Source organism: Peribacillus sp. NPDC055009, from assembly GCF_053608705.1.
Genome location: NZ_JBSGVZ010000026.1, coordinates 26083 through 39518 on the forward strand (window position 1 = coordinate 26083; position 13436 = coordinate 39518).

A 13436-nucleotide genomic window follows, 5' to 3' on the forward strand; every position below is an offset into this window, starting at 1 on the left:
TTTTTTTACAAAATCAGACACATCATCCATAAGCACTAGTAATACATTAAATAGTTTTATAGAAATCAAATCACCAAGCTTAAATGTGTAAAAACACCTATTAAAAACAAGGAAAATCTGCTATCCAATAGTAATATTTTACCTTTTATTACCTATTCTTCCTTTCTTTAAGGATAATATTGACTCTTCCATTTTAGAAATATATTATTGTTATAAACTTATAAGCAGATGTTATAAAAGAATCTTCCTAGCCTTTAATCGTTATATCCAGCTTTTTTTAAGAGGGAATCAACTGTCCAACCTTTCTTTTCCAGCCATTTTAGCTTTGTATTTTAAAATCCAACTGAAGTGGGTGATTGTTTGAATTTCCTATCCCTCCGCTATTTCATAGAGGTTTCTAACCATCTTAGTTTCAGCGAGGCTTCCAAAACCCTGCATATATCCCAGCCCGGACTTAGCCAACAGATTTTATCCCTCGAAAAACAATTAGGCTTTAAACTATTGAATCGAACCACAAGAAAAATTACATTGACGGAAGAAGGAGAGTACATCTATAAAAAATTTGCTCCTTCCTTTGAAGATATTGAGAAAACAGTAAATTACATAGTAGAACATAAAGCTATCCCCAAGCCTAAATTGAAGATTGCTACAGTCCCCTCTGCAGCTAGTATATATATCCCGAAGTTACTGAAAAAGATAGTGGGGGAATACCCGGATACAGAATTTTACGTGCATGAAACGACATCCTCAAGGGCTGTAAAACTCGTAAACCAACAAAATTACCATATTGGTTTCATCAGAACGCCCATTCACAGTAATATCATCGCCAATGAAGGATTAAGCATGATTGAATTCATGAGGTTCCCTTTACAATTAGTCGTCTCCATTGATCATCCACTGGCCCAAAAGGATGCGATACATTTATACGAAGCAAAAGACGAACCTTTTATCCATTATGATGCCGTTCAAGCACACTCCCTTCAATTCCTTTTGGAAAAAGCTTGCCTGACTGCTGGATTTTCACCTAAAGAATTATGTAAAGGCTCTGAATTACTGACAATCGCCAATCTAATATCCAATAACCTCGGCGTAGCACTCATGCCGGAAGATATGGTAAGTTTGTTGGGAAAAAGCCAAGTTAAAGCCTTGAACATCGATAACTCGGAATTATCCAGTTCCATATCCGCAGTTTGGAAAAGCACGGATGCATCCATTCTGACCAAGCATATTTTGAAAACGTTAGAGAATGATGATGATTTTAACGATATATGAGATTCTTGGTTGGAAAAATGCTGCGAAACGACTCGTAGTGAAAAAGGGGCAATTATAGTGAAATGAATTATACTATCGGTGAAAAAAAGCCCCATTTCTCTTTTATGAAACTGAGAAATGGGGCTTTTAATATTGAATGATTACACCTTTTAAACTTCCTATTGGCGATATAACTAAATTAGCAAACTCCCATGCACAGCATGCTTTGACTTAAGAAAATATAAATACTCTATTCCTTCAGCGGTAATCTTAGTGCCGGCCCTTCCTCTGCCTTTGACGACAAACCCTTCGATTTCTAAAATATCCAAACGGCGACGAATCTGCTGAGGGGACAAGACAAAGTCCGATTCTTTACTTTGATTAGAAATCAGTTCTCTGCTTGCCGCTTTTCCTTTATCGTTGTATTGCTTAATTACTTCCAAGATGAAAGCGCGCTCCTGATTTTCCAGCACACTTTCACAGACGGGATAATCTGCCGTCACACTGTCTTCCTTATTCCCGTGCATGAACGGAAGGTCACTTTTCGTCACGACATTCCCCTCACAAACCGTCAACATGTAATCGATTGTACTTTTAAGTTCCCGTATGTTGCCGGGCCATTCATATTGCATGAAATATTCCAGTACGTCTTCCTCTACTTTTACCCACTTCCCGCTTTTTGTGATGAGGTGCTTTATCAAAAGTGGAATATCCGCTCTTCTCTCTTTGAGTGACGGTATGTAAAGATTGAGCACATTCAGGCGGTAAAACAAGTCAGTTCTGAATGAACCGTCCCGCATCTTATCATGAAGATTTTTATTCGTCGCGGTAATCACCCTGACATTAACGGGAATGATTCTCTTGCCGCCAATTCTGCGGATTTCTCCCTCCTGAAGAACTCGAAGCAGATGGGATTGAACTGTGAGACTTATGTCACCAATTTCATCCAAAAAGATCGTCCCTTTATCCGCCATTTCAAACAGTCCTTTCTTTCCTCCCCTTTGCGCTCCTGTAAATGCCCCTTCCTCGTAGCCGAACAATTCACTTTCAAGTAAAGTTTCTGTTAAAGCGCTACAGTTAACCGCTAGAAATGGCCCGTTCTTTCGCAATGAATGCTCATGAATCGCATGAGCAAACAGCTCTTTTCCTGTACCTGTCTCTCCCTGAATCAAAATCGGATGCTCCGACAAGGCAAGCTTCTTGGCAATCTGCTTACGCTCTTTCATTACTTCATTCTCGCCGATAATATCGTCAAAGCAGTATTTTGAATAAAATCCTTGATTGCGCATTTCTCTTTGTGCAGTCTTTTCTATTTCAAAGGCTTGATGTACGCTTTTGAAGGTTGCGACAATTGTATTTTCTTTCATCATTTGCAACCGGAAAATTACGACATCCACGCCGTCTATGTTGAAGAACTTGCTTTCATCATTACTTTCCATGATGAAATCGATAATATCACGGCGATTCATTACATGCTCTAGATACTGATTAACCACATCTTTTGCATCAACATGGAACAATGCCGCAAGCTGGTTATTGAATACCGTTATCAGCCCTTCCTCGTTAACGACCAATATTCCGTCATCGACAGTACACAACACATTTTGGATATGATCACTCATCTGCTTGGCATCCCACTCTGCATGTAACAGCTTACGTTGTAATTCAATTATATTACTAATATACCTTTCAGAAATCTTAGAGGATATATCCTTGTGTAAACCACAGCATTCTACAACTTCAAGAATTGTTGTTATATCAAAAAGACGCACGCCTATATCGATTACTTCTTTTATGTAAGAGGGGCACAGATGAGTTTCTCCTGGTGATACAGCTATTTGGACATTCTCATAAAATAAAATCCCCTTCCTGAAAGGGATAAATTGAACATGATCGACACCAAGCTGATATAAGGATTCAATAAGGTTTATAGTTGCATCGTCATCATCATTCACCAAAAGCACTGTCGAACCCTCTGGTATTCTTAATAGCTTGTCAATGTATTCATGATTAACAGTTCTCTTTCCCACAATTATTTTCTGGGCATTTACGCCATACATTCCCATTTTCTTATCATAAGCTGCATCTGATGAATACAAGATAATTCCATCTCCCAGAGAATGAGGTATTCCCTCATCGGTAGCATGGCTGTTGACATGAACGTAGTCTCCAAGCAGTTGTTCCAGTTGCTCCTGCAAGGCTTCCTTTGTTTTTGAGCTTCCCGCTATAAGTGTAAGTGAGAATTTTGACATAAAAACACCTACCTGTCTTTAATTGGTTTTATTATATCACCAAAAAGAACCAATAATGACCTTTAACTTCAATCCAACCAATAAGTTCTCATAAAAATCAATTACTTCATATTGGCACAGAATTTGCTTATATATTGAGTTGTCGTGATTGAGTTGTCGTGCCTATGGATTTGAAAAGGAGGGAAACAGCAGAATACTTGAAAAACAGTTGATAGTCGATAGGCTGGCAATATTTTGTTAGCGTATTAGTTCCATGTACTTATTTTAAATACAAAGGAGAGACATTTATGAGCCAAGTAGAAGAGAAGGCTGTTTCGCTTGAAACAGCGGGAGAAAAAGAGAGAAAAATCAATGTTTTTGTATTGCTGCTCTGCATTCTCGCAATAGCAACTCTATTTACTTACATTTTGCCTGCCGGGGAATATACACGGATTGAAGCAGATGGACGGACAACTGTTGACGCCAATTCTTTCAAATGGATAGAATCTGCACCGGTGGAATTGTTCGATATGATAAAAGCTATTCACACAGGGATGGTTGAAGCCGGCAATATTATCTTTTTCTTATTGATTATTGGAGGGTTTTTCGGTGTTTTAAGAGCTACAGGGACGGTTGATGTGCTCATCGCCACAATGGCTCGGAAGTTGGCGACACGTGAAAAGCTATTAATTCCTGTCGTGATGCTGTTTTTTGCTGTAGGCGGCTCCTTAATGGGAATGGCAGAAGAAACACTTGCTTACCTTCCTCTTATCATTCCGCTGGCGTTGGCCCTGGGGTTCGATACAATTACAGGTACTGCCATCGTCATTGTAGGGGCATTGTCAGGGTTCACGACTGCCATCATGAATCCCTTCACTGTCGGACTTGCACAAGGAATTGCTGAATTGCCGATGTTCTCAGGAATAGGGTTACGCCTTATCTTATTTATTATCGTCTACCTTGTTTCCGTTCTTTATATCTATCGTTACGCTATGAAGGTCAAGAAAAATCCTTCTATAGGAATCTACGGAAAATATACAAAAGAAGAAGCAAAAAAACTGCTCCAATCAAGTGCGAAATTAACTGCAAGACATAAATTCATCTTAATCTCTTTTTTGATTAACTATATCGTCTTGGCATTTGGTGTCATCAAGTTCCAATGGTACATTACAGAAATTACAGCCTTATTCATTGTTTTAACAATCGTAATTGGAATCTTCGGAAAATTGTCAGCGGATCAAATTGTCAACTCCTTTACCAATGGATCTGCAGCCTTGCTAGGCGGTGCCTTGATTATTGGCGTATCACGCGCCATTCTTGTTGTATTGAATGACGGGCATATCGTCGACCCTATGCTGCATCAAGTATCTGAAGCTATCCAGCATATTCCGGCCTATTTAAGTGTTGCCGGCATGTACAGCTTCCAAACTCTTATTCATTTTATTCTAGCATCCGGCACCGGTCATGCAATGTTGACCATGCCAATTATGATTCCGCTCGCAGACTTATTGGATATTACACGCCAAACTGCAGTGTTGACTTTCTCTTTTGCGGACGGAATCGGAAATATGATTTTCCCAACCGCTACCACCTTAATGGCGGGCTTGGCAATCGCCGGCATACCTTGGACAAAATGGGCGAGGTGGATTCTGCCGCTGGTACTTATTCAATATTTCATTGGATTAATAGCTGTCATAACGGCCCACTTCATCGGATATGGTCCATTTTGATAAAAATCACTAATTCATTACAGGAGGAGAAACGCATTGCTTACTTTAATCAAAAATGGCGAGATATACTCACCCAATTACTTAGGACGGAAAGACGTTTTGATTACAGATGAAAAAATTGCATTCATAGATGACAGAATCGAGATTCCTGACAACTTTGCTCCTATTCATATCATTGATGCGACCAATCTTTTAATTGTTCCAGGTTTCATAGATTCACATGTTCATATTATTGGCGGAGGCGGTGAGGGCGGATTCAAAACCCGCACCCCTGAGCTGATGCTTACGGACATTACGACTTCGGGTATTACAACGCTTGTCGGATTGCTTGGTACGGACGGAACTACGCGTAGAATGGAAAGCCTGCTTGCCAAGGCCCGGGCACTTGAAGAAGAGGGTATTTCCTGTTTCATTCATACAGGCTCCTACCAAGTGCCAGTAAAAACATTGACAGGAAAAATTGAAGATGATCTTATTTTTATTGACAAAATCATCGGTGTCGGGGAAATTGCCATCTCCGACCATAGATCATCAGAACCCACTTTTGAGGAATTGACCAAAATCGTTGCAGCCGCACGTAACGGGGGTATTCTGTCAGGAAAAGCAGGTATATTAGAAGTTCATGTAGGAGACGGTGATGGTGAGCTCTCGTTGTTACATGCAATCGCTGATAAAACCAATATTCCGATTCGGCAGCTCCATCCGACACATATCAACCGAAATGAAGAATTATTCAAGGCGGGAATCAATTACGCTAAACGGGGCGGGTTCGTAGACTTTACAACAAGCACCATTCCTCAGTTTCTGGATGATGGCGAAGTAAAGTGCAGCATTGCCTTGCGCATAATGCTTGAAGAAGGGATTCCAGTAGAACAAATCACCTTCTCTTCAGACGGTCAGGCAAGTCTTCCGTTTTTCAACAACCATGGGGAGTATGCAGGCCTTCAAGTAGGAAAAGTATCTTCGCTATATCACGAAGTGCGTGATTCTGTTTTAGAAGAAGGAATCCCACTTGAAACGGCACTGAAGGTCATCACCACGAATCCCGCACAAGTGCTGAAACTATCAACCAAGGGCAGTATCCAAACCGGCAATGATGCTGATATTGTGCTATTGCAAAAGGATACTTTGGCAATTGTCACTGTAATGGCAAAAGGACAAGTTATGGTAGATAAGGGTATTCCGTTGATAAAAGGGACATTTGAATGAGTTTAGACTGGATACCAGTTATCAAAAAATTTTCACGTCTCGCCTTAATATTGTGAAGAATCGCTAAAGGGGCGATACTTAAAAAAGTCGAATTCCTAATTTTGAAGGAATTCGACTTTTATTTTTTACAGTCAGCATAGCCTGTATCCTTTTTTGAACTATCAACCTGTTAGTTCATTAGGCAACAAAACCTGTAAATCCTCGATATATATCTACTTTAAGTATCATCTCCATTTATCAAGACAATCGAGAAACCTATCAATCACTTTTTATTTTTGAGCCTCGCCTATGTACATACTAATTCATTTCTTCAGAGAGCCTTGAAGCTAGATAGAGGTCAGCCAAATAAGGAAGTACTATGCAACGGCTGAACTTTCGCCTTCGGATCAATATAGGCTTTGGCATTATTGACTGCCGTAGGACCTTCACCAAACCCGGATGCAATTAATTTAACCTTTCCATCATACGTACAAATATCCCCTGCTGCATAAATGCCTGGAATATTCGTTTCTTGTTTGGAATTAACGACAATTGCATTTTTGCTTATGTTTAGTCCCCATTCTTTAATCGCACCAAGGGAAGAGACAAATCCGTAATTAATAATTAAATCATCTATATCAATCACTTCTTTTTGTTGCGTCTTAGTGTGTTCTAGAACAATTTGCGTAATTTGATCTGCTCCAACCAATTCGGAGGGAATATAAGGTGTTTTGACCTCAACAGAGGAATTCACTAATTTTTCTACACTATGTTCATGTGCACGGAATTTATCTCTTCTGTGTATCAATGTTACCTTTTCAGCAATCGGCTCTAACATAAGGGCCCAATCAACAGCAGAATCTCCACCGCCAAGTATCGCCACTTTTCTACCTTTAAAGCGGTTCATATCATTCACGAAATAATGCAAATTCTTATTTTCGAACTGTGTTGAATCTTCCAATTCCAGTTTACGAGGCTGAAAAGCTCCATTTCCAGCAGTAATGATCACTGATTTGGAGAAATGAGTATCGAGGTTTGTAGTGATTTTAAATGTTCCGTCTGCTAGCTTTTCCACCTGTTCAACTGCTTCTTCAAGACAAATTGTTGGTTCGAATACTTTCATTTGTTCTTTTAAATTCTCTATCAATTCCTGGGCCCTTACTTTTGGAAATCCAGCTATATCATAAATGAATTTTTCGGGATAAAGAGCTGATAGCTGTCCTCCCAATTGAGGAAGGCTTTCAAGGATTTTCACCTTTGCTTGCCTCATTCCTCCATAAAACGCCGTAAACAAACCAACTGGGCCGCCGCCAATAATTGTTATGTCATAGACCGTTTTTTCTTCTGTCAATGTAATCACTCCTTATGCTTCCAGGATTGTTGCTCATACTGAATATGATTTATTGGTAGTAAGGCATGTACTGACTACAAGTAATTCTTACTTAATTCTTTGTTCCAAAAATGATGGATAAAATTTGTTGAATATCCACCCTTTAAAAGACAATCTGGATATGTCACAGTTTAAAAATCTATAATTCTGTTATCTGTCACAATCGCACCTAAAATTATTATTCAAATTTATTAGGGTTACCATCAAAGGATAATTGAGCCACTTTTATAGAATCTGTTGGACATCCTTCTGAAGCATCTATCATATCTTCCTCAAGTTCTTCAGGTATAATCGCTTCCCCAACATTATTATCCAATATAACGAACGCAATACCCTCTTCATCGTAATCATAAATATCCGGAGCTGAAGCACCACAAGCTCCGCAAGCAATACAAGTATCTTTATCCACGATTGTATAATTAGCCATTTTTTGTATCCATTCCTCTCTCTAATCTAAGCCCTGGTTTTTTACTATGGTATTTGTAGAAGCCTTTTCCTACTCAATATCGTTCAAAAATGCCAAAATGCTCGAATTAAACTTTTCAGGATTTTCCTGATAACACAAATGCCCGCCTTCTGGAATTATCACGAGCCGGGAGTTCATTAACTCTTCATGAATTGCTTCCGACTCCTTTATAGGAGTTACAGTATCCAACTCACCACAAATTACAAGAACAGGGACATTTATATGAGATAACAAACTCATTTGATTTAGATGATAAAGTGAATTTGCCACCGAACGATATCCTGCCGGTCTTATCTGTGTCATAATCTCTTTTACTCGCTTATAGACTTTTTCTGAAGCATGGGGAGATAGCAATGCTTGTATCCTCTTTTCCGCGATCTCCTCAGTAGAAAGGTTTTCAATTGAAAATAATCGATTTTTCAATTTCGTCTCGTTCTCCTCTGGGGTTAGAGCAGCTGCCCCTCTTGTCGAATCGGCCAATATAAGTTTATTAACCTTATTAGGGTACAGGCTACAGAACTCTATCGCGATTGCCGCTCCCATTGAATGGCCAAGCAGATGGATTTTTTCCAGCTTTAGCTGATCTAGCATGCCGTTCAGAATATGTGCAAACTCTTTAAAATACTTAAATTCTTTTGCTGGATCTGAACTTTTCCCATAACCCGGTGCATCCCATGCAATTACTGTATAATGCTCCTTTAATTCCTGGATTTGCTCCTTCCATGACTGTGAATTATTACTCATGCCGTGTAATAATACTAAAGGTTCTCCATGACCTTCTATTTCATAATGAATGCTTAAATCTTCTACTTTTACGTATGGCATAATATCAATCCCCTTTTAAGGTGAATCTCTGATTCTTAAAACACCTGTACTTTAAATATCTTTCTAAAAAAAGCGAATGATTTACTATATTTATATTTCGCATGGTACTAGCTTTCGTTCCAATTATGAAAGTGCTTCCTATCCTGAAGTTAAGCAGGAAATTCCACTTCCGTTCCCTTCTAATTTAGCTAAAACAGTATTAAAAAACTGTGCCAGCTTAGCCAAGGCCTCGCACTGACAATCCGCCATCGCTGGAAATGACCTCACCGGTGATTGCGCGTGATTCGTCGGAAGCTAACAGTACATACGCCGCAACGTGATCTTCCGGCATCTGGGCAAGTTGAAGGATATTCCGTTTTTTTATGCTGCTTGCTTTCGTATCATTATCGACGATATTCACAAATGGACGCAGCGGCGGGATTACAGTAAGTGCTGTCAATGTCCCCCCTGGGGCTACCGCATTTACCCGGATGGAAGGAGATAGTTCGAACGCAAGCTGGCGCATCAATCCAATTTGGGCGTGTTTGCTCGCTGTATACCAAACACCGCCGCCATCTGGATAAAAACTTGCACCGGACACGGTAAAAATAATATTGCCATTTGTTTTTTTCAGTTCTTCCAGAGCGGCTTTCGCCCCGAAAAAAGAGCCTTTTACGTTAATATCGAGAAGGAAATCATATGCTTCGGAAAGCGCCTCAGGAGTCACATCGGCAAATTTGGCAAATCCATCGAACACGCCGGCATTCGCCACGAAAACATCCAACTTTCCGAATTGCTCAACAGTAGCTTGGACCGCTTGCTCATTGTCCTCGTATTTACTTATATCTCCCTGATATGTAAGGATATTTTCACCAAATTCTTCCTTCATTTTCGCTAACGTGTCTTTAGAGCGGCCGATAATGCTCACTTTTGCTCCTTCTTGTATAAAACGGCGAGTGACAGCCTCTCCAATTCCAGAAGCTCCCCCTGTAATCCATACGACTTTATCTTTTAAGGCCATTCCCATTGTCTCAACCCCTTCTATTATCTTTCAAACGTGATGAACGGTTATACAAAGATCGGTTCCTTCAAGTTTACGTCTTGCAAGCTAGCACATTTTTTCATAACATTATGTTTTATACACGAAACAATGTTTTTTATATAAATAATTCTAAAATGTAATCGCTTTATTGTCAATGAAAAAAAATGAAACTATCTTCGGGAATACATTCTGCGGTTACCCTTACTACTGCGGCACTCGTCAATAAGTATGATTTTTTTTGTGGTTTCTCAGTAAGATTCTAGCGCCCATCTTACCGAGAAACCCTACTAAAAAACATATTAACTTTTTAGCGCTTATAGTGTTACTTTGTTTCCTGTCGCATTACTTAGGTGATATTCGGCAACTTCTTGTTTAATCATAAATAAGTACGCCACAAACCCAAGAATGGCTGCTACAATCAGCATGGCAATGGAGGGACCAAAATCACCGCCGGACAAATCGCGGCTCCACCCCATAATGTAGCTTGAAAACCCACCCATAATATTCGTGAATCCCATTAAACCGGCTGCGCGGCCAGCTGTTTCAGGTGTTGAAAATTTGATGATGAAGAAATTGGTCAGGTGAAACATTCCTCCTTGAGTTCCCATTGCGAGCCCCATGGAAACGCCAGCGAAAATAGGATTTGGTGCAATGACGGCAATTGTCAAAAATACAGCTGTTAGTATGAAAAGAATCGTCGCAAGCAAACTCGGACGCTTCGTTTTGTCCGCCAGAAAACCGCCAGCCAGGACAAATCCAAGCGCGAATAGCCACGATAATGAAGTAATACCAGTCATTGCTTCCCTTTCAAACCCTTTGGCCTCAACGAGATATGTAGGCAGCCAAATACTGATTCCAAAGAAAAGAAAGGACGACATCAAATTGCCAAACCAGACAATCCAATAACGATAATCCTTTGCAAAGAATTGCTTCGACTGCACATCATCCGCTTCGTCTTTTTGGCGAATATAGGAGACTTCTTCTTTACTCATGCGCGGATGCTCTTCTGGCGTATTACGTGCCAAAAACAGGAACATTGGAATATTTATAAACAAGTTAAATGCGGCGAGAGCAAAGAACGCTGCCTGCCAATGAAACGTTGAAATAATTAGTATGAGCATAACGGTACCCACCGCCGGGCCAAGGTAGTTTCCAGTGATCCAGAATGACTGTGCCCTGCCAAGCTCTCGTTTATTAAACCAATTCGAAATGAATTTTCCCGATATCGGGATCATCATACCCTCCCCAATTCCGAGGATTACCCTACTGATTAAAAACATTTCGTATGAAGTGGACAGCCCGCCCATTACCATTGTCGCTGTCCATACCAGTAAACCTAAAACTGCTGTTTTCCGTGCCCCTAACTTGTCGATGATAACTCCCCAAAAAATGTTGGAACAGGAGTATGAAATCATGAATATAAAGGAGATCAAGCCAATTTTCGCATTTTTATCCGGGCCAGTTAAACCAAGATCACTTAAAAATCCCGGATCGGTTTGGATAACAGAGATACCTACTTTATCAATCTGTCCGAAAAACCAGAAGAAAAAAATAGGAATCGCAATGTACAACCATCTTTTTTGACCTTGTAACATGTTATTTCCCCCTTTTAGTAGGATCTTTTGAATGCGCTTTCATGATTTCGATAAAGAAAATGTCTTTCAAACAATCAACTTCACCAATTCCCCCTTTCAAAAGATAGCAGCAACAATTGTTTTATATATAAAACAATGTTACCGATATTTAATGTCATAATGTTATATTTAATTTTCACAATAGTCAATAATATTCAGATTAATATTTTTCCAACAGAAAAAGTCGTTTTATATTCAAAACTAATTAAGGTGTTTCTTCGATTAAAACAAACAGAAACAATACCTTAACCTTATATCTAAAACCGGATTACGTTTCTGTTAGTTCTCGAACCTTAGATAAATAATGTCCAAAAGATGCTGCGAACTAAAAGTCTGCTAAAGTCTCGTGTCCGTTCAAATAAAATGTTTTAACCGGGAACAGTATGGCGGTTTCTACATACCTGTCCAACATCCCAACTTATGCTGCCGCTTTAGTCCGTCATTTCACAATTTCCGCGATATGTAACCCCAAAATTGAAGTATGATTCACTAATTCACCTCATTCATTATCGTTTTTCCTTTTATAACGATTCATTATAAATTTATAAAAATTAACTATTTTTATTATTTATCACACAATGTTAGCATTTTGTTATAAGTTATTTGAAAGGATGAGAGATGAATGGATATGTACTATTCTGAATTCGCAGTATTCGGGCTGGGCCCCATCGGAATTGAAATTCTACGCAGTGCTTATCAAAAGAATCCGCAATCGATTATCGGGGTTGTCGATATTGCTCCCGATAAGGTAGGAAAGGATATTGGATTACTAATCCATGAAAAGGAAACGAACAAGTGTGTAGTCTCTCATATACGGGATGTAAATACAGAAGCTGACCACCCTATCGCCCTACATGCAACCGGTTCCGACGCACAACAAGTATGGCCTCAAATCAAAGAGCTGCTAGATCACGGCTTTTCAGTGGTTTCCACCTGTGAACAACTTTCCTTCCCTTGGCATCGCTACCCCATACTTGCAAAGGAAATAGATGATTATGCTAAAGCTAAAGGGCTTAGTGTCATTGGGACCGGAATCAATCCAGGTTTCATCATGGATACTATGGCCATTTCATTTACATCAGTATTGACCACGGTTAACCAAATTAAGGTCAATCGTAAAGTAGATGTTTCGAAAAGGCGCCTCCCCTTGCAAAAAAAGGTCGGAATCGGGATGACCAGAGAAGAGTTTGAATTTTTAGCTGAACGGAATAAAATTGGGCATGTAGGTCTTGAGGAGTCTGTCAGGTTGATCGCCTATGGTCTGAATTGGAAACTTTCAAGTGTAACCAATACCATTGAACCAACGATTGCGAGCGAAAATATGACCGTTCCGCTAACTACCTTAAAACCAGGGGATGTTAATGGGCTTCATCAAATTTCCACTGGCAAGACAGTGGACGGAAAGGAAATTTCCTTGGATTTAACGATGTCTGCAGGTATTAAACAGGAAGATGAAATCGTTATTGAGGGGAACGAAACCCAAAGGTTGATTGTTCCAAACGGCATCTTTGGAGATACCGCAACTGCTGCAATGATTATCAATACCGCTAAGCAAATTGATGCGCTCCGTAAACCAGGTTTACTTACAATGGCTGACATCGGGGTGCCGAGAAATATAAATCAATCACACTTTGTGCGTATGTAACGGCTAACCAACAGTCTTGCGATATAGTCTTACGATATTGGAAAAGGTGAACCCC

At 39.7% G+C, this 13436-nt stretch carries 10 protein-coding genes; 4 read left to right on the plus strand and 6 right to left on the minus strand.

Translation table 11 applies throughout. The annotated features are described in order from the left end of the window. Positions 1-360: 360 nt before the first annotated feature. A complete protein-coding gene (locus ACWF5P_RS24785) occupies positions 361-1272 on the plus strand; it encodes a LysR family transcriptional regulator (protein ID WP_452445407.1) in 912 nt (303 codons plus the stop codon). 173 nt (positions 1273-1445) lie between these two features. Here ACWF5P_RS24785 and ACWF5P_RS24790 read toward each other — a convergent pair whose 3' ends face one another. Further along, positions 1446-3503 carry a sigma-54 interaction domain-containing protein gene (locus ACWF5P_RS24790; protein WP_452445408.1) on the minus strand — a complete coding sequence of 686 codons (2058 nt, stop codon included), beginning with the start codon at positions 3501-3503 and terminating at the stop codon, positions 1446-1448. Positions 3504-3790: 287 nt separating this feature from the next. Here ACWF5P_RS24790 and ACWF5P_RS24795 point away from each other — a divergent pair, with 287 nt between their 5' ends. Both ACWF5P_RS24795 and iadA read left to right on the plus strand, forming a co-directional pair. Continuing rightward, positions 3791-5212: a YfcC family protein gene (locus ACWF5P_RS24795; RefSeq protein ID WP_452445409.1), complete on the plus strand. Its 1422-nt coding sequence runs from the start codon at positions 3791-3793 to the stop codon at positions 5210-5212. Positions 5213-5248: 36 nt separating this feature from the next. After that, positions 5249-6421, plus strand: a complete 1173-nt coding sequence (iadA, locus tag ACWF5P_RS24800) for a beta-aspartyl-peptidase (protein ID WP_101221844.1) — start codon at positions 5249-5251, stop codon at positions 6419-6421. A gap of 337 nt (positions 6422-6758) precedes the next feature. Here the strand turns inward: iadA and ACWF5P_RS24805 are convergent, their stop codons facing one another. From ACWF5P_RS24805 to ACWF5P_RS24825, 5 genes are all read right to left on the minus strand, one after another. Further along, positions 6759-7751, minus strand: coding sequence for an NAD(P)/FAD-dependent oxidoreductase (locus ACWF5P_RS24805; RefSeq protein ID WP_452445410.1), 993 nt, complete (start codon positions 7749-7751; stop codon positions 6759-6761). A gap of 217 nt (positions 7752-7968) precedes the next feature. After that, positions 7969-8217, minus strand: coding sequence for a 4Fe-4S domain-containing protein (locus ACWF5P_RS24810; RefSeq protein ID WP_434169415.1), 249 nt, complete (start codon positions 8215-8217; stop codon positions 7969-7971). 69 nt (positions 8218-8286) lie between these two features. Continuing rightward, positions 8287-9081, minus strand: a complete 795-nt coding sequence (locus tag ACWF5P_RS24815) for an alpha/beta fold hydrolase (RefSeq protein ID WP_434169414.1) — start codon at positions 9079-9081, stop codon at positions 8287-8289. A gap of 217 nt (positions 9082-9298) precedes the next feature. Continuing rightward, positions 9299-10087, minus strand: coding sequence for an SDR family NAD(P)-dependent oxidoreductase (locus ACWF5P_RS24820; RefSeq protein ID WP_452445411.1), 789 nt, complete (start codon positions 10085-10087; stop codon positions 9299-9301). 329 nt (positions 10088-10416) lie between these two features. Further along, a complete protein-coding gene (locus tag ACWF5P_RS24825) occupies positions 10417-11697 on the minus strand; it encodes an MFS transporter (protein ID WP_137018415.1) in 1281 nt (426 codons plus the stop codon). A 661-nt stretch (positions 11698-12358) separates the two neighbouring features. Here ACWF5P_RS24825 and ACWF5P_RS24830 point away from each other — a divergent pair. Then, positions 12359-13381, plus strand: a complete 1023-nt coding sequence (locus ACWF5P_RS24830; RefSeq protein ID WP_434169412.1) for an NAD(P)H-dependent amine dehydrogenase family protein — start codon at positions 12359-12361, stop codon at positions 13379-13381. Positions 13382-13436 lie beyond the last annotated feature (55 nt).